The following is a 21,858-nucleotide window of genomic DNA, read 5'->3' as shown; positions in this document are numbered from 1 at the left end:
ACAGACGACATGGGTGCGTTCAACTTTCCTTCGGCGCCTGACGAACACTTCGAGAAGTTCCTCCGGCAGTCCGAGCAGATCGAGGGGGAGCGCCTCGCCGGCGCGATCCCCAAGGACTACTTCGAACCCCGGGTCGCCCGCGGCATCGCCGGCTTCGCCGTCAGCTGGCTGCTGTACTTCGGCGCGATCCTCGGCGTGGCCTACGCCCCGCACTGGCTGCTCTGCATACCGCTGTGGATCGTGGCCGGGCTCGGCGGGTGGGGCCTCCACTGCATCGCGCACGACTGCGGGCACGGATCGTTCTCACGCTCCCGCAAGTTCAACTACGCCATCGGGCACCTGTCACTGCTGCCGCTGGCCTACCCCTTCCACGCCTGGCGACATGTTCACAATATGCACCACAGCAGCACCAACCACCTGGAGCTGGATACCGACTGGCGCCCGCTGCCGGCCGGTATGTACGACCGCATGACGGTGTGGGAGAAGGTCGTCTACATGTCCACGCGCACCTGGGCATTCTGGGGCGGCACCATCAACTACTGGCTGGAGTCAGGCTTCCGGCCCGGCTTCTTCCCCAAGCAGGGACAGCGGCGCGAGGTGCGGCGCTCGATCGCCTTCGTCCTCGCCTTGGGCGTCCCCTACTTCGGACTGCTCATCCACTTCACCGGATTCCAGGGCGTGCTGCTGTACTTCGTCGCACCCTGGATCGCCACCCACGCGTGGTTCAGCGCCACGACGCTGATGCACCACAGCGCCAGCGACGTGCCCTATCTGACCGCCGACTACTGGACGCGCAACGCCAGCCGGCTGCTGCTCACCACGGACTACGTCTACCCGAAGTGGCTGCTGTTCCTCACCCACAACATCTCCATCCACACCGCGCACCATGTGGCGCCCGTCGTGCCGTACTACAACCTCCCCAAGGCACAGGAGGCACTCAAACGGCAGTACCCGGGCATGGTCAGGGAGAAGAAGTTCAGCTTCAGCCAGATGTGGCGCATCGTGCGCCATCTGCACTTCTACGACACCGAGTCGGGCTTCTACACCGACCGCACCCGCGCCAAGGTGGCGCCGGGGGAGAAGGCCATGGCGTCCGGCAAGGGTGCCTCGTGACGGCGCGAGCCCTGCGCAGATTCGCCCACACCGCCCTGGGCGCCGTCGCGCCCGGGGCGGGTGCGCGCGTGGCGACCGATGTCTTCAGCAGCACGCGCACTCTCGGGCTGCGCCCCGACAACGTACTGCCGCTGGGCGCACGGAATTTCACCGTGCACGACAGCCCTGACGCGCCCAACGGATACCTGTGGGGCGAACAGGGCGGTACGGAAGGCACCGCGCTGCTCGTCCACGGCTGGGCGTCCGACAGCAGCAGCATGTACTCGCTCGTCGCTCCGATGCGTGAACTCGGCTTGTCGGTCGCCGCGTTCGACGCTCCCGCCCACGGGGTGCGCAAGGGCTCGCAGGCCACCATGACCCAGTACACGCGGGCGGTCCGGGCGGTCCTCGACACCCTCGGGGACGTACGTGTGATCGTCGCGCACTCGCTGGGCACGATCGCCTCGGTCGGGGCGGCCGTGCAGCGGACCGTGCGGCGGACCGCGCCGCCGCTCGACTGCCTTGTCGCGATCGCCCCCGCCTGCACCCTGGGCGGCGTGCTGGAGCGATGGGACGGCGCGGGACTTCGGCTGACCCGCACCGTGGTCGACGGCATCTACCGCGAACTCCACCTCCGCAACGGCGTGCCCGTCAGCCACTGGGACGCCGTCGCGCTCGGCATCGGGCTCGACACCCCCGTCCTGGCCGTCCACGACCCGGGCGACCCGATGGTGCCGTACTCCGACGCCAAGGCCGTCGCCGCAGGTCTGCGCCATGTGACCCTCGAAGAGGCGCCGGGGACCGGTCACGCCGGGATCCTCATGGACAGGGAGGTCAAGGCGCTGGTGTCCGCGTTCGTCTCCCGGAACATGGACTGGAACAGGAACAGAGAAGGGATCTCATGAACGACCAGTCGTCCGGCAAGCGGTCGTGGATGTGTCTCCTGTGCGGCTGGGTGTACTACGAGGAGCTCGGCCTGCCCGAAGAGGGAATCGAGCCGGGTACGCGATGGGAGGACATCCCCGACACCTGGGAGTGCCCCGACTGCGGCGCCATGAAGGCCGACTTCGTCATGGAAGAGCTCTGACGCCGCAGGCCGGAGGTCCGGTGGCTCCCGGGGAGTGGGGTAATGTTCTCTTGCGCCCTTCGGCGGGGAAACCCGGAGGAACGGCGTATCGGGACGTGGCGCAGCTTGGTAGCGCACTTGACTGGGGGTCAAGGGGTCGCAGGTTCAAATCCTGTCGTCCCGACTGGAGACAGTCGCAGGTCAGGGCTGGTTTCGGAGGAATCCGAAACCAGCCCTTGACCATTCTTGGGGACCAGTTGGGGACCGGCGTCCTTGACCGAGGTCACCGGGTCACAACAATCGGGCTCGGCAGCGAGCGTGGTGCGCGCAGCACGCTGAGGTGTGCGGAGAGCGCCGCCCCGGCGGCCGTGATCTTGTGCACGTCCGGGTGCAGGTAGCCAGCAGCCAGTCCGCGGAAGCGAAGGCGTGCAGAACCTCCGCGATGCCGGCGAACTGACGGGCGAGGTGCGAGGCGGCCCGGGACGCTGTCTCGTACGTCTCGTGGACGAGATCGGCGTCCCTCACCCCGAGGCGGCGCATGATGTCGTTGAACTCACGCCCCAAGTGGCGCTCGTACGAGGCGAACGGCATGTCAAGGCCATGAGTCGCCTGGACCTCGCGCCACGCCGTCTCCATGACCGGCCGGGTGTCGAGCAGAACGCCGTCGAGGTCAAGGAGAAGGGCACGCGGCGCGCAGTTCGCGTGATTCCTCTCTCCCGCTACGACTTCGGATGCGGCCGGAGCCGGTGGTGCTATCGGGGTGGGGGCGGTCATGGATGTCCTCCTGGTCGGGGCGGCTGTCGGCACCTGGAAACGGCGCGGCTCAGAGGGCCGAGGCCGGTGTGAGTTCGCACTCGGGGTACTGGCTGGGCCCGTCGGCCTCCTCGAACGCCGCATTGAGCAGCGCCACATGCATGCGGTCGTGGCGGCTTCTGGACTGCAGGGCGCGTCCGTGGCGGGTCAGGGCCCACGCCTTGAGGGCCGTGGGTTCCTTCATGAAGTTCTTGGCGTTCTGCCGCAGCACGGCCGGCGTGAACACCCCGAGGTTGAGTCCGGTGCGCCAGAACTCGAGCCACCACTGGCACATCAGCAGCGGACCGGACTCGTCCTCCTTGACGTGATCGGGGTGGTTTCGCACCCAGATCGGGTCCAAGTCGGGGTGTGTCGTAGCGACTTCGAGCATGCGCCCATGCGCCTTGTGCATCTCCAGCTCAAGGAGCCGCTTGTGGTGCAGGTGTCGCTGGACGGTGTGCACCGTGGACGCGACGGCAACGCCAGCGGCCAGAGCGAGAACGGGACGGTTCATCTGCTACCTCACTTGCTCGCGGGTGGATGGGTGGTGCCGTGGGCGACTCGCACGCCGCTGACGGACCGCGCGATGGCGGAGGAGGCCGCGGTGGGGCGGCAACCCACATGCCGGGTGCCGACCGGATCGACGATCCCGGTTGTGGATCCCGCTGCTACGGACTTGGCCTTTGGCGGCCCGGGGGTCGAATCGAGCCGGGAAGGGAAGGAAACCGCTGTCAGGCACCGTGACGGGATGATGAAATCGGATCACTCACGGTTCACTCATCCACTCAACCGGCGGGAGTTCCCTTCCCCCACCGGCTCGACTGGAGGTGGGGGAGTGCTGAGCGGGCGAGTGGACGCGCCGGTGCCGGCGAACGGTCACAAGGCCCGACGGCGCTGGTCGGACAGGAACAGTGCGGTGTGCCTGCCGAGCCAGCAGCGTTCCTGTTCGGCCCACCCGTTCTGGAGTTCTTGCACTTGTTTCTCGGTGAAGCCGCGTTGCCACGGCCTCTCGTCCGGTTCGCCGCCGCGCTCGGACCAGACACGAGCAAGGACGTACAGCTGCCCGCCAGGGCGCAACCAACGGCGTGCGTCGACCATGAAACGCGTGTGGTCGATGAACGGCAGGATGTTGCGGCAAACGATGAGGTCGAGCGAGCCGGGCTGCAGCCGGGGCGGGATCGACTCCGCGTCGAAGTCGTGAACGCCGTAGTCCAGCCGACCGTTGACGCCTTGCCGATGCGCAGTCCGGATCGCGACCGGCGAGAAGTCCAGGCCCAGCACGTCATAGCCCCAACGAGAGAGCTGCCGGCTAAGGCTGCCGATGCCGCAGCCGACGTCGAGTACGGATGCCCCGGCGGGCGGGTTGACGTGCTGGAGGAAGCGGTCGGCCTCGGCGTCAGTCACGAGGCGGTCTATGGCCCGGCCCTCGCTGTACCAGGTATCCCACTGGGCGGGGCTGAGGCGGTCCAATACCGACGTCACGCTGCGTCCTGCGGGTCACTTGAATCCGGGGACGCCGCGTTCCTCGAAACCGGCAGGCGGGAGAGCCGGTGAAAGCGGGAGAGGTCAAGGCTGCCACCCTGCACCTCGCCGGCGGGGACGGCGAAGAGATCGATCCCGGCCTCGCTAGGCAGTTCCGGGGCGGCCTCCTGGATGGCGAGGAGGGCCTCGCCCTGCTCGCGGTGCGGCAGGAGCCGCGGCGCCCGGTCGGTGTGTCCCTCGAATGTCATGGTGGCCCCCTGATCAGGTCAAGTCGTAGGTGATGGCGAGCACGGCAAAGACAGCGGCGATGAGGAGGACCTGAGCGCTGATCTGTCTCCAGCCCCAGCCCTTCTCGTCCATCCAGCGCAGCGGACGCCTTCAAGTCGGCGCAGTAGGCTCCTCGGGGATCACGAGGTGTACGAACGCCTTGTACCGCTCGCCCAGATGCTTGATCACGGCGTGGTATTCGTCGTCATCGGAGCTGATGTTGTGCCGGTCGAGGACGATCACGCCCTCCGCGAATCCGCCTCGGATCTGTCTCTCGACTTCCCTCCAGCCAGGGCGATGCCAGGGGGGCGTGTAGACGCTCCGGCCCGTGCGAGAGCTGGGGAAGTACGTCGTGGGCACGGGGACGGCAACATCGTGGAGCCTTGCTCCTATCGCGTAGCCGTGCTGCTCGGCCTCGGCCTGGAGGGTGTTCCAGTCCTCGTCGGGGCTGGCCCCCGGACTCGGCACCAAGCTGTACGCCAGCACGCGGAGCTGCTGGTCGCTGCTTTGACGATCGCGCTTTCCGACAGCCTCTCGATGGAAGTGCTGGCGGAGCTTACGGAGCTGCCCAATTGCGGGACTGGCGCTCCAACGGGTCGGGTCCGCGGTGCCGCCACCGGATCCGGTCATTGCCGGCATTCGGCCAGTCGCCGGACGACTGCACCTCCCGATCCAGGCCAGGGTCGGCCACGGGGCTCAACACGTCGGATCCAAGGTTGGTTGCGTCGTGCGGCGACATGGGGGTGCCTCCGGAAGAGTGGGAATGACCGCATATGTAGTCCGGCCGCTGTCGGCCACGCCCCACCGATGTGACACGTGCGCGACTAGGAGCAGCCCTCGCCCGCCCGGGTCGTTGGCACCTGCGCGTCGTCGCTTGGCCGGGGTGGTGCTCCCGTCGGTGACCTCGATCCGGAGCTGGTGGTTGCCGTACCGCACCCGTAGCCGCACAGCCCCAGAGCCGTGACTGATCGCGTTGGTCACCAACTCTGAGACGACAAGCTGGGCATCTCCTGACGGTGCGTCCGGCAGAGCCCACTGCCTCAGCAAGGCCGCTGTGGTACCTCGTGCTTGAGCGACGTGAATACTCGCCGGCGTCATGACCATCTCGAAGGCACGGGACGCCAGCGGAGACACGGCCGGTGCGCTGCCGGCGGCGGTGGGTCCGCCGTCAGTCATCCCAGGTTGGGGAGGCGTTGCTGCACGGTGCGTGGTCATGTGCCCATCGCACCGTGGTGTCGCGATCCGGAACAGGGGAAACCTGAGGGGGGAAAACTTTGTCAAGGGGGGAAAACTAGGGGGGAGTTGGGGTCAGGATTGGATTCCCCCACCGATAGAGGTCACACTCATGCCAGCAGATCCGTTCGCCGAACTACTTCGTCAGCTGCGCCGTAACGCGGACCGATCGCAGGATGAGCAGGCGGACGCGATCAACACGGCCTCGGGGGCCGGGCGACGGTGACCCGCCGCGAGGTCAGTCGGTACGAGAACGGTGAGAACGTCCCTACGAACCACACGCTTGGGCACATCGCTGTGGCCTGCGGCGTCCCGTTGGAGCCGCTCCTGCGGGAGGCGAAGGCCGCCCGGGTCAGGCGGAGGAAGAAGGACGACGCTGAAGGGGAGGACCTGGACGACGTGAAGCGCCGAACGCTGCTGGGGGGCGCCGTCGTCGGCGCAGCTGCCGCTGCCGAGCCTTGGGGCCGACTCGCGTACGCGCTCAGTAAGGGAGCCAGGATCGACCCCGAGTCCGCGTCCGTGCTCATCGATCACGCGGCTGGGTTGCATGTGGACGAGCTGAGTGAAAGCGCACGCAGTCTGCAGAACCGAGTCGAGTCACACCTGGACGCGATCACCGCGGCCCTTCCCCGTGCCGGCGCCCACGAGCGAGCGCTGACCATTGCGGCGGGGGAAACCGCAGCCCTTGCCGGATGGGTCGCCTGGGACCTGGGGGAACACGACAAGGCTGCTGCCTATTACCGGGTGACCTCGGAGTGCGCGAAGGAGGCCGGGCACCCGCCTCTGCGCGCCCTGGCGCTGGGCTACGCGAGCTATGGTGCCGCTACCCCGGGTAAGGCGCTGGAGATGCTGTCACAGGCGGCTCAGGATGTGCGTGGGCATGGCAACGCGACCGCTGCGGCGTGGGCATTGGGACGGTATGCGGAGGAAGCGGCTCAGTCAGGGGACGATGCCGGTGCTCTCCGGGCCCTGGAGCAGGCGAGATTCGCGTATGACTTTGCGAATCACACGAGCGAGCAGGCGTGGGTCCGATTCGTGACGCCATACCGGATGGACTCACTGGCGCTCTCGGTATACGGCGAACTCAAGCGCCAAGAGCTGACGGTCACAGCCGACTCCGCGGTCGAGCGCCTCGGTAAGGAACTGCCTGACTCTGGAGTGGTGGTCCTCGGGGACCTGGCGTCGGCGCTTCTGCGCGGCGGCGACGTAGACCGTGGGGTCTACGTCGCGCGCAAGTTCGCCGCAGCAGCGGAGTCAAAGCCGAACACCATGGGACGTCAGCGGGCGCAGAACATCGCTGCCTGGCTCCCCGACACGGAGCGCGACCTGGCCGGCCACTTGCTGGCGTTCGCATCGTGAGCCATCGCGGCGCGCAGGTTCGGTGACGGTGAGGCGCCGGGTGGCGTGTCCTACTGCGGGTGAGTCTCCTCGACCACCCAAGACAGGTACGCGTCGGACCCGCCCGTAACTGGCAGCGTGATCCACTCGGGAACATCGTAGGGGTGCTCGCCCGCTACCCACGCCTGCAGTGCCGGAAGACGATCAAGGGTCGTCTTGTACGAGATCCGCCACTCCTGTGCCGTTTCGATGGCGCCCTTCCAGCGGTAGACCGCGCTGAAGGGGGCGTCGATGTGGGCACACGCCGCCAACTGGCTCTCGACGGCGCCCCGTGCCAGCCCCTTCGCCCGCTCCGCGTTGTCGATGGTGGTCTGCGCGATCACGATCTCGCTGGCCATACAACTACCTCTCCCACTCGGTGTCACTCGACCCTACCCAGCCCGTTGGTGCATCGTCGAAGGGCTGGCGACGGCCGGGAAACGGGGGAAGCCGGGACGTCCATATTTGTACGCATACGGCTAATTTGATCCTGCTGCCGGTTCCAATCTTGAGGGTACGAACCAAAGGCCCCAAGTGTCCGTAATTTCACTGTGGTTGACTGCCCGACTCCCTTGGTGGTGCACAGCCAATCCAAGATCTTCGAAGGCGGGACGTTCGTGCGTGTGCCAGTGCCTGAGTTCCGTCTCCACCTCCGCCCACAGGTCGCGCGGCCCCCCACTGGTACACGGTGTGCGGCGGTTGGCAGAAGATCACGGCGCGGGAGCGGGCGCCGTCGTCGAGGTGAAGGCGATCGGCGACTCGCGCTCATCGACATCCAGATGCCGGTCGTCGACGGCATCGAGGCGACCCGGCGCATTGCCGCCGACCCGGCCCTGGCCCAGGTGCACGTCGTCATCCTGACCAACTACGACTTCGATGAGTACGTCTTCAACGCGCTGCGGGCCGGCGCCGCCGGATTCCTCGTCAAAGACATCGTGCCGGAAGACCTCCTGCACGCCGTACGCGTCGCCGCCCGGGGCGACGCCCTGCTCGCACCGTCGATCACCCGCAAACTGATCAACCGGTACGTCACCCAGCCGCTCCACACAGGCGCCGACGCGGGGCTCGAAGAACTCACCAACCGCGAACGCGAGGCCGTCGTCCTGGTCGCAGAGGGCCTGTCCAACGACCAGATCGCCGACCACATGGTGATCAGCCCACTGACCGCGAAAACTCACATCAACCGGGCCATGGCCAAGCTCCACGCCCGCGACCGCGCCCAACTCGTGGTCCTCGCCTACGAATCCGGCCTCGTCGCCCCACGCAACCGCTGACACCGACGGCCCGCAGCCGCCGTCCCGCTCCGCCGTCGTCGTTGAGGAGCCGTGCCAGGGTTCAGGATTGCCTGAATTCACGTAGGCTTGTACGGTCAGTGTGTGCTGACTCTTGCTCCCGAGGTTGAGCTACTGGCCCGCTTCGGCCGTGCGCTCGCCGATCCGATTCGCTGCCGGTTGCTGCTCGCCCTGCGCGAGGCGCCGGCCCATCCGTCTGATCTGGCTGAGCTGTTGGGGATCTCCCGGACCCGGTTGTCGAACCATCTCGCCTGCCTCCGGGACTGCGGCCTGGTCGTCGCCGTGCCTGTGGGACGGCGTACCCGGTACGAACTGGCCGACCCCCGGCTGGGACATGCCCTCGACGACCTGCGCAGCGCCATGCTGGCCGTCGAGGCCGACCGCACCTGCCCGGACGCCGCCGAGAAGGGCTGCTGCTGATGGCGGCCGGGATATCCCTCGGTCCGTCCCCGGCCCGGCGGGACGTGCTGGCCCGCCGGATACGCATGCTGGTCGCGGCAACTATCGCGTACAACGTGATCGAGGCGGTCGTCGCGATCACGGCGGGCACCATCGCTTCGTCCACGGCCCTCGTCGGCTTCGGCCTGGACTCGGTCATCGAGGTCTCCTCCGCCACAGCGGTGGCCTGGCAGTTCTCCGCCCGCGACCACGCGGTGCGCGAGTCGCGCGAGCACATCACCCTGCGGATCATCGCCATCTCCTTCTTCGCGCTCGCCGCATACGTGTCCGTGGACGCCGTACGGGCGCTGACCGGTACAGGTGAAGCGGATCGCTCGATCCCCGGCATCGTGCTCGCCGCCCTGTCGCTCGCGGTGATGCCCTTCCTGTCCGCCGCGCAGCGCAGGGCGGGGCGAGAACTCGGCTCGGCCTCTGCGGTCGCGGACTCGAAGCAGACCCTGCTGTGTACCTACCTGTCGGCCGTCCTGCTGGTCGGCCTGGTCGCCAATGCCACGCTGGGCTGGTCCTGGGCCGACCCGATCGCCGCGCTGGTCATCGCAGCTGTTGCGGTCAAGGAAGGCCGAGACGCCTGGCAGGGCAAGGGCTGCTGCGCACCCGCGGCGACAGTGACGCCCGCCAGGCGTGAAGAGGCCGATGCCTGCGGTTGCCGGCCGGGCTGCGACTGCTGCTGACCGTGGTACGAAAGCGCGGTCGGCTCATCTATCCCTTCCTTGGCCTGTCGCAGCGCCGCCCTGGCGCGTGCGGTCGTCGAGGCTGTCTGGTCGCTGACGCCGGACTACGGTGGGTCCACGGCGGTACCGCTGGATGTCGTGGTGGGCGCGGGCCGGACGGGACTGGCCCTCACGGCTCAGCTACGCGCGTACGGCACCCGGTTCCGCATCGTCGACCGCAGCCTCGACCGAGCCCGCGAGTCACGCGCGCTGGCCGTCCAGCCGCGGCCGGGCCGACCGAAGTCGCTGCCCGCGACCCACACGATCGAGGCGATGAGCATGGCCACCGCAGCGACGAGCACGGTCAGGGGCAGCCAGCGGCCAGGCAGCCTGGTCACTGGGGCCTCGGCCGGTGGGCGGCGAGGCGTTTGCGCGCCTCGGAGTAGGTGTCCGCGTCGATCTCGCCGGAGGCAAAGCGGCGGTCGAGGATCTCCTCCGGCGTCTCCTTCTGAGGCAGCCAGGGGCCCATGCCGTCGTGGCGACCGGCAGAGTGCTGCGTGAGGCGGACTACCGCCCACACCACAAGGCCGATCAACGCGATCCACAGCACGGGCATCAGGGCCATCCAGACCCAGCCACCGCCATCCCAGTACATCACCGTGGCTCACCTCCCGGGAGGCTTCCTCTTCACTCTCCACCCGGACCGGGAAGAACGCCAATGTCCTTCCCGGTCCCGCTCACCGGGCCACTCGGGCACCCTGGCTGCCGGTAGGTGCTCGGCCCGTCACTGGTGCAGTGCCGGGCCGAGCAAAATCCAGTCGGCGACATCCGGGCACGTGGTGGCTCAATTGCGTGGGTGCGTTTCGTACATGCGCACCGCCACGAGGAGCCCTGATGCGGCGGTGAGCGCGGCGATGGCCCAGATCGCGGTGGTCAGGCTGTAGATGTCGGCGAGGGCTCCGGCGAGGAGGGCGCCGACGGCGAAGCCGCCGTCGCGCCAGAGCCGGTAGACGCCGACGGCGCGGGCGCGCCAGGCGGGGTGGGCGATGTCGCCGATGACGGCGAGCAGGGTGGGGTAGACCAGGGCGGTGCCGATACCGAGGAGGACCTGGGCGGTCGCCCAGACACCGAAGGAGGTGCCGGCGGCGACGACGGCGATGGCGGCGGCCTGCAGCAGCATCCCGGTGGTGATGAGGTGTTTGCGGCCGATGTGGTCGGACCACCAGCCGGTGAGCAGCTGGCCCGCGCCCCAGACGGCCGGGTAGAGCGCGGCAAGCACGCCGATCTGCGCGATGGACAGGCCGTGGGCGGCGAAGAGCAGCGGGAAGATGCCCCAGGCGAGGGCGTCATTGAGGTTGTTGACCATGCCCGCCTGGCTGGCGGCGGACAGGGCCTTGTCGGTGAAGCTGGTACGCCAGGCAATCTGTCCGGTGCTCAACTCGGTTTCAGCGACGGTCTGCTGTGGGTGGAGCGCTGCTTCGGCCAGGGCGTGACCGCGGGTCTCGCGGACGACGAAGACGGACAGTCCCAGGCCCAGTGCTGCGTAGGCGGCGCCGAGGAAGAAGGGTTCGGGGCGCAGTCCGGCGTGGGCGGCGATGGCGCCGGTGGCCATGGCGGTGGCGGCGACCGCGCCGTATCCGGCGGCTTCGTTGAAGCCCATCGCCAGGCCGCGGCGCTCGGGTCCGGCCAGGTCGATCTTCATGATGACGGTGGTGGACCAGGCCAGGCCCTGGGAGATGCCGAGCAGGATGTTGGCGCCGACGATCCAGCCCCAGGAGGGGCCCCAGGCCAGCATGGCCGGTACAGGGAGTGCGAGGAGCCAGCCCGCGATCAGGACAGGTTTGCGGCCGTAGCGGTCGGAGAGAGTGCCGGCGAAGAAGTTCGTGATCGCCTTGGTGGTGCCGAATGCCAGGATGTAGGTCAGCGCGGAGGTGTATGCGGCGAGACCGAAGACCTGGTCGGCGAGCAGTGGCAGGACCGTGCGCTCTTGGCCGAGCATGCCGCCGACCAGGGCGTTGACCGCGACGAGCAGGCTGAACTGGGCGAGGTTGGCGCGTAGTCCGAGCCGTATGCCGGAGCTGATCCCGCCGGTGGCATGGGCGGTCACGCGGTCTTCTCCAGGGGGCTGCCGGTGGCCTCGGACCAGTCGCCCGGTCCGCCGTCGAGGACCGCGAGCCCTTGATGTCCGGCGCGCTGGAGCAGGCTGGCGGCGGTCATGGCGCGTTCACCGTGGCCGCACGCGACCACAGCACCGTTCGGTGCTTCATCGGTACGGGCGGCAAGGTCACCGAGTTCCACGTGAACCGCGTCAGCGATGTGCCCTGCGGTGTGCTCGGCCCTCTGCCGGATGTCGAGGACCGGACGGCCGACGATGCGGTCGGCGGTGAGTAGCTCTATGGCCTGCTGCGGCCCGCCGTCAGAGATCCAGGCAGCCATGCCGCCGTCGAGATACCCGGCCAGTCGCTCGTATCCGATCTTCAGTGCCTGCCATGTGACTTCGGCGAGATCCTGCTCAGGTCCGGCGAGGAAGACGATGGGGGAGTCGTCTGGCAGCAGCCAGCCCAGCCAGGTGGCGAACTGGTCGCGGAGCGGGATGGAGACGGCGCCGGGGATATGGCCGCCTGCGAAGTCCACCACGGGTCGTACGTCGACGAGCTGCGCGCCCTGCCTGAGCAGCGCCCGCACCTCTGTCACCGTAAGTGAGGCAAGGCCGGGCGCGGCGGTGAGGACGCCGGGTCCGCGTCGGTTGATCTCGCCGAGCCGGTCGAAGTACGCGGGGTAGGTGCCGAGGCTGCCGAGCAACTGCCGTACGAAGGTGTCCTCGTCGGGCGCGGCGAGCAGCGGGTTGGCCTGCTTCTGGGCGCCGATGGTGGTGGTGCGCTCGGCACCGGGCGGGGCGGAGCAGAAGGACCCGGCACCGTGGGTGGGCCATACGGCCACTGTGTCCGGCAGTTCGGCGAGCCGCTTCAGCGAGCGGTACTGGGCGCGGGCCAGTTCCTCCGCGCGGTCGGCGCCGAGCAGGTCCGTACGCGCTGCCGAGCCGACGATCAATGAGCCGCCGGTGAACACGCCCAAGTCGCGTGAGCCGTCCAGGAGGAGGAAGGACAGGTGCTCGTCGGTGTGGCCGGGGGTGGCCAGCGCTCGCAATGTCAGCCCGCCCAGGTCGGTCTCGTCGCCGTCGGCGAGCGCGGTGTGCGGGAAGGCGCGGCGTCCGGCGGCGGAGGCCAGCACGGTGGCGCCGTCGTCGGCTGCGAGCTGGAGTGCGCCGGTGAGGAAGTCGGCGTGCAGGTGGGTGTCGGCGGCGAAGGCGACCGTCAGACCGCGCCGCTCGGCGGCGGTGCGCAGGGCGCGCAGGTCCCGGCTCGCGTCCACGGCCAGGGCTCGGCCGTCGCCGAGGTCGACGAGGTAGGCGCTGTTGCCCAGCCCCTCATCGACCAGTGGTATCAGGTGATCGTCGGCGAAGCCCATCAGGTCCTCCAGGTGTCATTCGGTAGGGGCTGAGTGGTCACAGCACCTGCCTACAGATATAATATTCCATGGATCTATGGAGGATGCCATGGGAGATGCCACCCGCAAGTCGGCGCTGTACGACGCCTTCGCTCACACCGGTAAGGCTCTGGCCAGCGGAAAGCGTCTGGAACTGCTCGATCTGCTCGCACAGGGCGAGCGCACCGTCGACGCACTTGCGAAGGCCGCGGGGCTGAACCTGACCACCGCATCCGCCCATCTGCAGACCCTCAAACAGACAGGACTCGTGGCCACCCGCCGCGACGGCGTACGCATCCACTACCGGCTGGCAGGAGACGACGTCACCGCCCTGTACGCGCTGCTGCGCCAGGTCGCCCAGACCCACCAGGCGGGCGTCGAGGCCGCGCGCACCGCCTACCTCGGCGACGCGGGTGAGGCGGAGGAGGTCGGCCGGGAGGAGCTGCTGGCCCGGGCGCAGGCGGGTGAAGTCGTCGTCCTCGATGTTCGCCCGGCCGAGGAGTACGCCGCAGGGCACATCCCCGGCGCGCTCTCCATTCCGGTCGAGGAACTCGCCGAGCGGATCGCCGAGTTGCCGGACGATGCCGAGGTGGTCGCCTACTGCCGGGGCGCCTACTGCGTCCTCGCGTACGACGCTGTACGGCTGCTGCACGAGCGGGGCCGTAAGGCGGTCCGGCTGAGCGACGGGATGCTGGAGTGGCGGCTGGCCGAGCTGCCCGTGGACAGCGGGACCGCATGATCCCCGCGCACACCGGGCTGCAGGATGGACCGGTCTATCTGGACTACAACGCCACCACCCCCATCGACCCCCGGGTGGCCGAGGCGATGCGGCCGTATCTGGCGGACTGGTTCGGCAATCCCTCCAGCGCCCATGCCTACGCGGCCCAGCCCAAGGCGGCTCTGGCCCGCGCCCGTACCCAGGTCGCCACGCTCATCGGGGCGGACGAGGAGATCGTGTTCACCGGCTCCGGATCCGAGGCCGACAACCTCGCCATCCGGGGTGCCGTACTCGCCGCCAAGAGCGACCGTCCGCATGTGATCACTCAGGTCACCGAGCACCCGGCCGTCCTGGAAACCTGTCGCGCGCTGGAGCGCCTGCACGGCACCGAGGTGACTTACCTGCCCGTCGACGGCGACGGCCTGGTCGACCCGGCGGCACTGGCCGCCGCACTCACCGAGCGCACCGTCCTCGTCTCGGTCATGGCCGCCAACAACGAGACCGGCGCGCTTCAGCCGATTGCCGAACTGGCCCGCATCACCCGCGCCCACGGGGCACTCTTCCACTGTGACGCAGCCCAGGCGGCGGGGAAAATCCCCCTGAACGTAAGGGACTTGGGCGTCGACCTGCTGACGATCGTCGGCCACAAGATGTACGCACCGAAGGGCATCGCCGTCCTGTACATCCGCGCAGGAGTCGCCCTCGAACCGCTGGTCTACGGCGGCGGGCAGGAACGCGGCCTGCGCGCCGGCACCGAGAACGTCGCGCTCGGCGTCGCCTTGGGCGCCGCCGCCCAACTCGCCGTCGAGGAGCTGGCCGACGGCGGCGACCGGCGCATCGCCGCGCTCCGCGACCGCCTCCACGCCGGCTTCGCCGCCCGGCTCCCCGGCCGGATCCACCTCAACGGCCCCGCCGATGGCCGCCTGCCCAACACCCTCAACATCAGCATCGACGGCGTCCAGGGCCATGAACTCCTCGCGGCCGTCCCCGAGATCGCCACCTCCACCGGCTCGGCCTGCCACAGCGGCGACCACACGCCCTCGCCCGTACTTCGCGCAATGGGTCTGGACGACGACCGCAGCCTCGCGGCCCTGAGGCTGTCGCTGGGCCGCTGGACCACCCCCGACGAGATCGACCGCGCGGCCGACCTGCTGGTGACCGCCGCGCGCAGGGCCGCATGACCGCGACCCTGCCCGCGCCACCGGACCGGCCCCTGGTCATCGACGGCACCGGCATGCTCTGCGTGGTCCTGCTCCTGCACCTGCGCGCCCGGATCGCCGATGCCCCGCCCGGAATGGAGGTCCACCTGATCGCGGACGATCCTGCCGCACTCCTGGACCTGGCCGCCTGGTGCCACCTGACCGGGCACACCTACCTCGGCCCCCTCTCCAAGGGCGGCCACGGCCCGGTCTACAGCTTCACCGTCACCGGTACCGCGAAGCCGACCCAGCCCACCTCGCCGTGGCGGCTGGACGGCGGCGAGAACTCCGCCCCTGAGCAGTAGCCATGGCGGTGGCGCGCTGGTGCGAGCGGAGCCGTTACGCGGCGAAGAGGTCCACGTAGCCGGCGAGGCAGTGATCCCTTCCCTGCGGGGTTTGACCGCCCCGCGCACCGGCGGGGCACCCGCGCTTGGCGTGCGAAGTGCCGGTGCTCGAGTTCCCCCCGGGTGCGCTGGGTTCGCACTCACCCTGCTCGCCACACCGCTCAGCCTGTTCGTCCTCCTGCAACGAGGGCGTTGCGCTCGTCGTTGACAGCCCCCGGCCCACAGACGCGGTCACTGCTCAGCGGCTCGATCCGCAGGAGGAGAGGAGTGGCCACACCGCGGCAGCCGGGTCCTTGGCGCTGATTGCGTGGCCTTCGGCGCATCGGTGCCGGTGCACTGACACCCCAGCCTCGGCGTTGTCAGCCGCCCGATCATTTGATCAGGCGGGCGGGCATGGTGGCGGCGTGTAGCAGGTACTCCAGTGGCCCGCGCCGGAAGACCCATGTCCAGGCGAGGGCCAGCAGCATGGCCGCGACGGCGAAGCAGATGAACACCGGCAGGGCGGCGGAGTCCGGCAGGTCCTCGACGCCCAGAACCCTGATGGCAATGATGTGGCCGACGTACGCGGTCAGGGCGATCGAGCCGACCGCGGTGACGGGTGAGGCCGCCCACCGCACGCGTGCAGACCGGTCGGTGGCGATGAGACAGGTGGCCAGGATCAGCAGGGCGACGCCGGTGTTGCCCAGGATGGACCAGGTCGTCTGGCTGTGCGGCGCGGCGACCAGCAGCCAGGCGGGAACGCCTGCGGTCGGGTCCTCGCCCACGGCGTCGGACCACCAGGCCGATGCGGCCGCCGTGGTGTCCGTGGCCGCGTTCACGGCGGCCTGCGCGCCGGGGACCAGGTGCAGGGCCAGCCACGACCCTCCGTAGCCGAGCACGGCCAGCGCGCCGCCGCACATCGCCACCCTGGAGAGGGCTCCGGGGCGGCCGAGGTCGAGCTTGGCCACCGCCATTCCGGCGATGATGAAGGGCAGCCAGGTCACCACTGGGTACGCGCCGGTGATGAACAGCTCGACGAACCCGCCCGAGTCGGTACTCCGGGCCAGCGGATCGAAGGCGATGACGGCATCGGCCCGGCTCCTGTTCTCCACCGCGATCCGGATCAGATACAGGACCTGGGGCAGCACGAGCGCGGCCGCCGCGGCGATGACGGCCAGGGTGGCGGCCCGCAGCCGGTACAGCGGAAGCGCGAGGACGAACAGTAGCCCGTAGGCGGCGAGGATCACGTCGATATCGGTGTCCAGAGCGATGAGGGCGTATCCCAGCGCGATCAGGATGGCGGAGCGGATCAGTACTCTCCCCACGGCCTGTCGCCCCGCGCGCCCGGTCCGCGGCTCCGGTCGGCCAGTGAGAATGACCAGGGTGAACCCGGCCAGCAGCGCGAACAGGGCGGCCGGTCGCCCTCGGGCCGCCTCCATTACCCAGCCGAGCGGGCCGCCCACCGACGGCTCGGGACCGACGTGGGCGGCAAGCATGCCCAAGATCGCCAGGCCGCGGGCCAGGTCGAGGCCGATCAGCCGCCCCGTCGACGACGTGCCAGGCGGGTGGCCCGCCCCGACTGAGGACGCTGCTTCGGGCGGCGCGTCACACCTCATGTCCCCCAGGGTCGGTGAAGCTGCCAGTTTCAACCATCCGGCAGGCGGCTGGTACCGCCCCCGCCGGCTGGCTGGCGCAGTGCCGTCGCTGAAAGCCGCGCTCCGCGCGGACTCCGACTCAGGTGTGCGTGATTCCTACGCGTGCGGTGGTGCGTAGTGGCTGAGGAACATGTCGACGCCGCTGGTGATGAGGCGGCCGGTGAGGTCGTCGTCGATGTGGGTGCCGTAGCCGCTGAAGACCATGTGTGGGAAGACCAGCAGTGCGTACAACTGGATGATGGCGGCCTCCAGGTCGGGGATGACCAGCCGGCCCTGGTCCGCGAGCGTACGCAGTGCACCAGCCACGGCGGGGTGGTGGCCTTCGGGGCCGTGGCCCTGCCAGGCCCGACCGAGCTCGGGGAAGCGGTGAACCTCGGCGGCGACGAGGTTGCGCAGGGCGGTGACCTCGTGGTTGGTCCGGACCGCGGCCACCCAGGCGCGTGCGGCGTCGATCAGCGCGCTGCGCAGGTCCTCCACCTCGGGCAGCCCGTCGAGGGCGGCCGATGAGGCGCTGGAGAGGGGTTCGTCGAGCGCGCTCGTGATCACCGCGGTGAACAGCGCTTCCTTGCTGCCGAAGTGGTTGTAGACGGTCACCTTGGACACGCCCGCCTCGGTGGCGATCGCGTCCATGCCGACGCCGAAGCCCTCACGCAGGAACAGCCTGCGCGCCGCCCGGACGATGGCCTGCCGTTTCACTTCGGCGCGGGGTCCGCTGGGGGGCTGCTTGACGTTCTCCGCGCTCATAGGCGGATCTTAGCACCCAACTGAACTGAACAGTTGAGTTCAGGTGAACTGAACCGTACAGTTCAGAATGCTTGGGCGTCTGGCTCAGCCCTCCGTCCTAAGGAGCCGTCATGACCCACCCCGCCCCCGGTGCGCAGCACGCGCCGGAGCACCCTCTGCCGCCGGCCGACCCGCGCCGCTGGGCGTCCCTCGTGATCATCTGCATCGCGCAGTTCATGCTGATCCTCGACGTCACCGTGGTGAACGTCGCGCTGCCGGACATGGCCGCCGACCTCGGTCTCGGCCGGGAGACGCTGACCTGGACGGTCACCGCGTACACCCTGTGCTTCGGCGGTCTCATGCTCCTCGGCGGTCGCCTCGCCGACGCCTTCGGCGCCCGGCGCACGCTCCTGGCCGGGCTCGTGGTCTTCACCGCCGCCTCGCTGGTCACCGGGCTCGCCGCGGGCGCCCCCATGCTGCTCGGCGGACGCATAGCCCAAGGCATAGGCGCGGCACTGCTCTCCCCCTCGGCGCTCTCGATCGTCACCACCACCTTCCACGGGGAGGAGCGCAACAAGGCGTTGGGCGTGTGGGCTGCGATCGGCGGAACTGGCGCTGCCGCCGGTGTGCTGATGGGTGGCGCGCTGACCGCCGGCCCTGGCTGGCAGTGGGTCTTCTACGTCAATGTGCCGGTCGGCCTAGCCGTCCTGGCCGCCGTGCCCGCGGTGATTCCGGCTCGCGCGCCGCAGCCCGCCCGGCTCGACGTGCCCGGGGCGCTGCTGGTCACCGCGGGCACCGCCTCGCTTATCTACGGCCTGGTCACGGCGGGCGACGCCGGATGGGGAGCCACCGCCACACTGTTGCCGCTCGCCGCCGCGGTAGTGCTGTACGCGGCGTTCTCCGCGGTCGAACGGACCGGCCGGGCCCCGCTGATGGACCTGCGGATGTTCACCCGGCGACCGGTGCTGGCGGGCGCGTTCCTGATGCTGATCGCCACTGGGCTGCTGATCGCGTTCTTCTTCCTCGGTTCGGTCTATCTGCAGCACGTACGGGACTTCAGCCCACTCAAGACCGGCCTGCTGTTCCTGCCCGTTGCCGTGGCGACCGGTATCGGAGCCCATCTCGGGTCCCGGCTCGTCGGACGGATCGGCAGCCGTACGACCGCTGTGGCGGGCATGGTGATCGCGACCGCCGGAACCGTGCCGCTGACCCAGCTCTCCGCCGACGGCAGCGTGTACGCCGGTCTGCTGCCCGGCTTCGTGGTCGCGTCCTTCGGTCTTGGTGCGGTCTTCGTCACCGCCACCACCACCGCGCTGGCCATGGTGGAGAACCGTGAGGCGGGTCTCGCGTCCGGAGTCGTCAACACCTTCCACGAGGTGGGCGGTTCCATCGGTGTAGCGGTCGTCTCCACTGTCGCGGCGGCGGGCATCGAGTGCGGCTCCGTCGGCGCTTTCACGGATGCCTTCACGGTCTGCGCTCTCGCCGCGGGGGCGAGCGCAGCGGTGGCCCTGGGGCTCGTACCGCGCGGCAAGCCGCAGTTGACCGGCGGCCCCCACGCGCACTGACACGCTGCGGCCGCACAGGATGCGGACCCTGCGTCCACGCCGGTCGGGCTGGGGCAGTCAGTGCCTGTGGGACTCCTTGTCGGCCTCCGGGTAGACGAAGGTGCGGGTCGCGAGGTGGTTGGGAGCGGTCAGGGTTTCGTGGAGGATCCGGCCGTCCTCGTCGAGGGTCAGTTCGAGCTGGGTGTGCTCGGCCGGGTAGGCGAGGGCGATGCGGCGGTGGCCGTTGTCGTTGGCCAGGCGGGTGGTGACGGGGGCCGTGCCGCTGCCGTACGGCTCGGAGGCGAGGAACTTCTTTCCGGTCAGGGGGAGTTGCTTGAGGTTGCCAAGGCTGAGGGTGGTGTTGCTGGTGACCAGTTCGTGCAGGGTGAAGTGGGGGGTGGCCTGCATGGCGGCGACGGCTTCGCGGAGCAGGGCAGCATCGGGGCGGGGCGGCCAGGTGAGTGTTAGCCCGGTGCGGCCGCCGGTCCATCCTTCGGCGGACACGTTGAGGGTGAGGCGGCTGGTGCCCTTGTGCCAGGTGATGGGGGAGTAGAAGCAGCCGGTGCCGCAGCTGCGCAGCTTGAGCCGCCGGTTGGTTCCGCCCGGGTCTGCGAGGGTGGCGGTTAGGGCGTATTTCTTTGTGCCGTCGCCGACTTGGGGGGCGGTCAGGTCGAGGACGAGCTGACCTGCGCTGGCGCGTGCGCTGACGCCGATCTCTCCGGCGCGGGTACCGGCGGGCACGACAGGGCCGTTGGCCGGGGGCGCGAAGGGGAGGGGGCGGTCGGTGTCGGCGGGTGCCGGCAGGACTGTGAGGGTCGCGGACAGGGCGAGGATCACGGCGAGCGCGGAGGCTTCGGCGCGGGCCGGGCGTTGTGCGGACGTGTCGCGGCGGAGCCATCGGCGGGCGGTGATCGCGAGGGCAGCGGCAGTGGCGACCAGGGCGAGTTTGCCGAGCAGGACCTGGCCGTACGTGGTGGCGGTGAGGTCCTCGAGCGGGACGAGGAGCACGGTGGCGATCAGTCCCGTGGCGACCACCGCGGCGAACAGCCAGGCAGCCAGGCGGGCGTAGGCGAGAAGCAGCGCGCGGGCGGCGGAGCGTTCACCGCGCCAGGCCGCCATCGTACGCAGCACCTGTACCAGCGTCCCGGCCCACAGCGCGGCAGCCGCGAGGTGGACGAAGGTCAACACGGGTCCGGCGACGGGCTGTTCGGCCTGCGGGTGGGCGCGCAGCGCCTCGGCGACCAGCACGGCCGCCAGCGGAACGAGGGCCCAGGCGCGTCGGCGTACGAGCACGGCCACGGCCGCGAGCACGAAGCCCGCGACCTCGATCACGGAGAGCGCACCCGGCCGTGTGTCGAGGAGGGCACCCGGCGAGGCGTCTCCGGCTACCAAGGCGGCCAGGGCGAGAGCGGCCGCGCAGCCGACCAGGGCCACGGGCAGGGACCAACGGCGCGGACGGCGGCCTGGGGCGTTGGGGACGCGGGAGGCGAAACGGCCCGCCGCCAGTTCGCCGAGCAGGAGCGCGAGGGCGGCGAACAACAGCCAGCGCAGCACCGTGGTGGGCGTGGCGTCCTTCGCGGCCGTGCTCTGGCCGGAGCCGAGGGCGACGGTTCGCGGGCCGACGGCGAAGCGGTAGCTGCCCATCATGATGTCGCCGTCGCGCGCGGTGACCTGCCAGTCGACGGTATGGACGCCCTCGGCGAGGGCGGAACGCACGGGGATGGTGACGGTCCGGGCGCCCTGGCCGAGAGCAGGGGAACCCAGCCGCGTGTTCTTGAGACGCACGGACGATCCCGCGACGCTGACCGGCTGGTCGAAGACAAGGACCAGCGATTTGGGCGACTCGGCCACCGTCGCGTCCGCCGCCGGGCCGGTGAACAGCAGAGTGGCGTGAGCCGCGGCCGGCGGGGCGGCACCGATGAGGCCGGCGAGCGCGAGGACGATGGCAGCGAACAGCAGTCCGGCCGCCCGGTGGAGGAGCGGCCGGGCCCCAAGAGCGGGGCGTGGGGCAGGGGAGGTCACGGTCTGATGGTCTCCGGTCCCCGTTCGGGAGCGGCAACGGGGTCCGTCCTGACGGCGGACTGCGCGCGCAGGAGACGCAGTTCCTCGCGGGCGCGGCGGATCTCCTCGTCGACACTCTGCTTCGTGCGCTCGGGCGCGACAGGGCTGCAGCCCTCGTGCCGGCGCATCGGGCGGATGCAGCACACGTAGGTGAGGGTGGCGGCGAGCGCGGTCGCGGCCAGGGGAAGCCAGACGCCGGTCATGCCGGTGAGCCCTTGTGGAGGTCAGCCTTCGGGGACCTCTGCTCGTCGCGCAGGGCCTCGACCTCCTCGCGCAGGCGAGCGAGCTCCTGCTCCTGCGCGGTGGTGGGGGCGGTGTGCGACTGGTCCGGGGCGGGGCGCTTGCCGCGCATCATGAACCACATCATCAGTCCCATGCCGACGGGGCAGGCCAGCGCCGGGAGTATGTACAGCAGGTTGTCCATTGCGGGTCCTCGGGG

The 21,858-nt window shown here is 69.7% G+C and carries 27 protein-coding genes, 1 tRNA gene and 1 pseudogene; 13 read left to right on the top strand and 16 right to left on the bottom strand.

Going from position 1 to position 21,858, the window contains the following annotated elements; genetic code table 11:
- Positions 1-9: 9 nt before the first annotated feature.
- The 4 genes from QFZ67_RS05150 to QFZ67_RS05135 all read left to right on the top strand — a co-directional run bounded on the left by QFZ67_RS05150 (position 10) and on the right by QFZ67_RS05135 (position 2,342).
- Positions 10-1,113, top strand: a complete 1,104-nt coding sequence (locus tag QFZ67_RS05150; protein ID WP_307659895.1) for a fatty acid desaturase — start codon at positions 10-12, stop codon at positions 1,111-1,113.
- Entirely contained in the window at positions 1,110-1,997 is an 888-nt protein-coding gene (locus QFZ67_RS05145) for an alpha/beta hydrolase (RefSeq protein WP_307659894.1), read from the top strand. Before QFZ67_RS05150 ends, QFZ67_RS05145 begins: the two co-directional genes overlap by 4 nt.
- Positions 1,994-2,179 (top strand): rubredoxin, encoded by a 186-nt coding sequence (locus QFZ67_RS05140; RefSeq protein ID WP_307659893.1) that lies wholly within the window; start codon positions 1,994-1,996, stop codon positions 2,177-2,179. Before QFZ67_RS05145 ends, QFZ67_RS05140 begins: the two co-directional genes overlap by 4 nt.
- A gap of 89 nt (positions 2,180-2,268) precedes the next feature.
- Positions 2,269-2,342, top strand: a tRNA-Pro gene (locus QFZ67_RS05135).
- Positions 2,343-2,449: 107 nt separating this feature from the next.
- Here QFZ67_RS05135 and QFZ67_RS39045 read toward each other — a convergent pair.
- The 6 genes from QFZ67_RS39045 to QFZ67_RS05100 form a co-directional block, all read right to left on the bottom strand.
- The gene (locus tag QFZ67_RS39045) at positions 2,450-2,932 is read right to left on the bottom strand and encodes an HAD family hydrolase (protein WP_373429947.1); all 483 of its coding nucleotides are present in this window, start codon (positions 2,930-2,932) and stop codon (positions 2,450-2,452) included.
- Positions 2,933-2,981: 49 nt separating this feature from the next.
- The gene (locus QFZ67_RS05120) at positions 2,982-3,464 is read right to left on the bottom strand and encodes a DUF6082 family protein (RefSeq protein WP_307659892.1); all 483 of its coding nucleotides are present in this window, start codon (positions 3,462-3,464) and stop codon (positions 2,982-2,984) included.
- Positions 3,465-3,826: 362 nt separating this feature from the next.
- A complete protein-coding gene (locus tag QFZ67_RS05115) occupies positions 3,827-4,432 on the bottom strand; it encodes a bifunctional 2-polyprenyl-6-hydroxyphenol methylase/3-demethylubiquinol 3-O-methyltransferase UbiG (protein ID WP_307659891.1) in 606 nt (201 codons plus the stop codon).
- Positions 4,429-4,680 carry a hypothetical protein gene (locus QFZ67_RS05110; RefSeq protein WP_307659890.1) on the bottom strand — a complete coding sequence of 84 codons (252 nt, stop codon included), beginning with the start codon at positions 4,678-4,680 and terminating at the stop codon, positions 4,429-4,431. Before QFZ67_RS05110 ends, QFZ67_RS05115 begins: the two co-directional genes overlap by 4 nt.
- 130 nt (positions 4,681-4,810) lie before the next feature.
- On the bottom strand, positions 4,811-5,185 hold the full coding sequence (locus tag QFZ67_RS05105) for a hypothetical protein (RefSeq protein WP_307659889.1): 375 nt from the start codon (positions 5,183-5,185) through the stop codon (positions 4,811-4,813).
- Positions 5,186-5,395: 210 nt separating this feature from the next.
- Complete coding sequence (locus QFZ67_RS05100) at positions 5,396-5,797, bottom strand: ATP-binding protein (protein ID WP_307665728.1); 402 nt, start codon at positions 5,795-5,797, stop codon at positions 5,396-5,398.
- 357 nt (positions 5,798-6,154) lie between these two features.
- Here QFZ67_RS05100 and QFZ67_RS05095 point away from each other — a divergent pair, with 357 nt between their 5' ends.
- Positions 6,155-7,291, top strand: coding sequence for a helix-turn-helix domain-containing protein (locus tag QFZ67_RS05095; RefSeq protein ID WP_307659888.1), 1,137 nt, complete (start codon positions 6,155-6,157; stop codon positions 7,289-7,291).
- Positions 7,292-7,341: 50 nt separating this feature from the next.
- Here QFZ67_RS05095 and cutA read toward each other — a convergent pair whose 3' ends face one another.
- On the bottom strand, positions 7,342-7,668 hold the full coding sequence (gene cutA / locus QFZ67_RS05090; RefSeq protein ID WP_307659887.1) for a divalent-cation tolerance protein CutA: 327 nt from the start codon (positions 7,666-7,668) through the stop codon (positions 7,342-7,344).
- Between the two features lie 258 nt (positions 7,669-7,926).
- On the opposite strand from cutA, the gene QFZ67_RS05085 reads away from it, so the two are divergent.
- The 4 genes and pseudogenes from QFZ67_RS05085 to QFZ67_RS39040 form a co-directional block, all read left to right on the top strand.
- Complete coding sequence (locus QFZ67_RS05085; protein WP_373429946.1) at positions 7,927-8,583, top strand: LuxR C-terminal-related transcriptional regulator; 657 nt, start codon at positions 7,927-7,929, stop codon at positions 8,581-8,583.
- Between the two features lie 102 nt (positions 8,584-8,685).
- Complete coding sequence (locus QFZ67_RS05080; protein WP_307659886.1) at positions 8,686-9,021, top strand: helix-turn-helix transcriptional regulator; 336 nt, start codon at positions 8,686-8,688, stop codon at positions 9,019-9,021.
- Positions 9,021-9,731 (top strand): cation transporter, encoded by a 711-nt coding sequence (locus QFZ67_RS05075; protein ID WP_307659885.1) that lies wholly within the window; start codon positions 9,021-9,023, stop codon positions 9,729-9,731. Before QFZ67_RS05080 ends, QFZ67_RS05075 begins: the two co-directional genes overlap by 1 nt.
- Before the next feature lie 138 nt (positions 9,732-9,869).
- Positions 9,870-9,938, top strand: a pseudogene (locus QFZ67_RS39040) (hypothetical protein); the annotation flags it as partial.
- On the opposite strand, the gene QFZ67_RS05070 reads toward QFZ67_RS39040, so the two are convergent.
- The 4 genes from QFZ67_RS05070 to QFZ67_RS05055 form a co-directional block, all read right to left on the bottom strand.
- The gene (locus QFZ67_RS05070) at positions 9,908-10,108 is read right to left on the bottom strand and encodes a hypothetical protein (protein ID WP_307659884.1); all 201 of its coding nucleotides are present in this window, start codon (positions 10,106-10,108) and stop codon (positions 9,908-9,910) included. The pseudogene QFZ67_RS39040 and the gene QFZ67_RS05070 sit on opposite strands and share 31 nt — an antisense overlap.
- A complete protein-coding gene (locus tag QFZ67_RS05065; protein WP_307659883.1) occupies positions 10,105-10,368 on the bottom strand; it encodes an SHOCT domain-containing protein in 264 nt (87 codons plus the stop codon). Before QFZ67_RS05065 ends, QFZ67_RS05070 begins: the two co-directional genes overlap by 4 nt.
- A 186-nt stretch (positions 10,369-10,554) precedes the next feature.
- A complete protein-coding gene (locus QFZ67_RS05060) occupies positions 10,555-11,817 on the bottom strand; it encodes an MFS transporter (protein ID WP_307659882.1) in 1,263 nt (420 codons plus the stop codon).
- Positions 11,814-13,178, bottom strand: coding sequence for a rhodanese-like domain-containing protein (locus QFZ67_RS05055; RefSeq protein ID WP_307659881.1), 1,365 nt, complete (start codon positions 13,176-13,178; stop codon positions 11,814-11,816). The genes QFZ67_RS05060 and QFZ67_RS05055 overlap by 4 nt, the downstream gene beginning before the upstream one ends.
- Before the next feature lie 88 nt (positions 13,179-13,266).
- Between QFZ67_RS05055 and QFZ67_RS05050 the strand changes: the two genes are divergently transcribed.
- The 3 genes from QFZ67_RS05050 to QFZ67_RS05040 are packed head-to-tail and all read left to right on the top strand — an operon-like array spanning position 13,267 to position 15,418.
- On the top strand, positions 13,267-13,935 hold the full coding sequence (locus tag QFZ67_RS05050) for a metalloregulator ArsR/SmtB family transcription factor (protein ID WP_307659880.1): 669 nt from the start codon (positions 13,267-13,269) through the stop codon (positions 13,933-13,935).
- The gene (locus QFZ67_RS05045; protein ID WP_307659879.1) at positions 13,932-15,095 is read left to right on the top strand and encodes a cysteine desulfurase family protein; all 1,164 of its coding nucleotides are present in this window, start codon (positions 13,932-13,934) and stop codon (positions 15,093-15,095) included. The genes QFZ67_RS05050 and QFZ67_RS05045 overlap by 4 nt, the downstream gene beginning before the upstream one ends.
- Complete coding sequence (locus tag QFZ67_RS05040; RefSeq protein WP_307659878.1) at positions 15,092-15,418, top strand: sulfurtransferase TusA family protein; 327 nt, start codon at positions 15,092-15,094, stop codon at positions 15,416-15,418. Before QFZ67_RS05045 ends, QFZ67_RS05040 begins: the two co-directional genes overlap by 4 nt.
- Positions 15,419-15,828: 410 nt before the next feature.
- Here the strand turns inward: QFZ67_RS05040 and QFZ67_RS05035 are convergent, their stop codons facing one another.
- Positions 15,829-17,052 carry a DUF418 domain-containing protein gene (locus tag QFZ67_RS05035; RefSeq protein WP_307659877.1) on the bottom strand — a complete coding sequence of 408 codons (1,224 nt, stop codon included), beginning with the start codon at positions 17,050-17,052 and terminating at the stop codon, positions 15,829-15,831.
- Between the two features lie 135 nt (positions 17,053-17,187).
- The gene (locus tag QFZ67_RS05030; RefSeq protein WP_307659876.1) at positions 17,188-17,835 is read right to left on the bottom strand and encodes a TetR/AcrR family transcriptional regulator; all 648 of its coding nucleotides are present in this window, start codon (positions 17,833-17,835) and stop codon (positions 17,188-17,190) included.
- 110 nt (positions 17,836-17,945) lie between these two features.
- On the opposite strand from QFZ67_RS05030, the gene QFZ67_RS05025 reads away from it, so the two are divergent.
- Positions 17,946-19,379, top strand: coding sequence for an MFS transporter (locus QFZ67_RS05025; protein WP_307659875.1), 1,434 nt, complete (start codon positions 17,946-17,948; stop codon positions 19,377-19,379).
- A gap of 57 nt (positions 19,380-19,436) precedes the next feature.
- On the opposite strand, the gene QFZ67_RS05020 is transcribed toward QFZ67_RS05025, so the two are convergent.
- The 3 genes from QFZ67_RS05020 to QFZ67_RS05010 are packed head-to-tail and all read right to left on the bottom strand — an operon-like array spanning position 19,437 to position 21,843.
- A complete protein-coding gene (locus QFZ67_RS05020; RefSeq protein WP_307659874.1) occupies positions 19,437-21,380 on the bottom strand; it encodes a copper resistance protein CopC in 1,944 nt (647 codons plus the stop codon).
- Complete coding sequence (locus tag QFZ67_RS05015; protein WP_307659873.1) at positions 21,377-21,622, bottom strand: hypothetical protein; 246 nt, start codon at positions 21,620-21,622, stop codon at positions 21,377-21,379. The genes QFZ67_RS05020 and QFZ67_RS05015 overlap by 4 nt, the downstream gene beginning before the upstream one ends.
- On the bottom strand, positions 21,619-21,843 hold the full coding sequence (locus QFZ67_RS05010) for a hypothetical protein (protein ID WP_307659872.1): 225 nt from the start codon (positions 21,841-21,843) through the stop codon (positions 21,619-21,621). The genes QFZ67_RS05015 and QFZ67_RS05010 overlap by 4 nt, the downstream gene beginning before the upstream one ends.
- Between the last annotated feature and the right edge of the window lie 15 nt (positions 21,844-21,858).

The organism is Streptomyces sp. V1I1 (assembly GCF_030817355.1).
Classification (GTDB): domain Bacteria; phylum Actinomycetota; class Actinomycetes; order Streptomycetales; family Streptomycetaceae; genus Streptomyces.
This window is presented reverse-complemented; position numbering and strand designations above follow the sequence as displayed.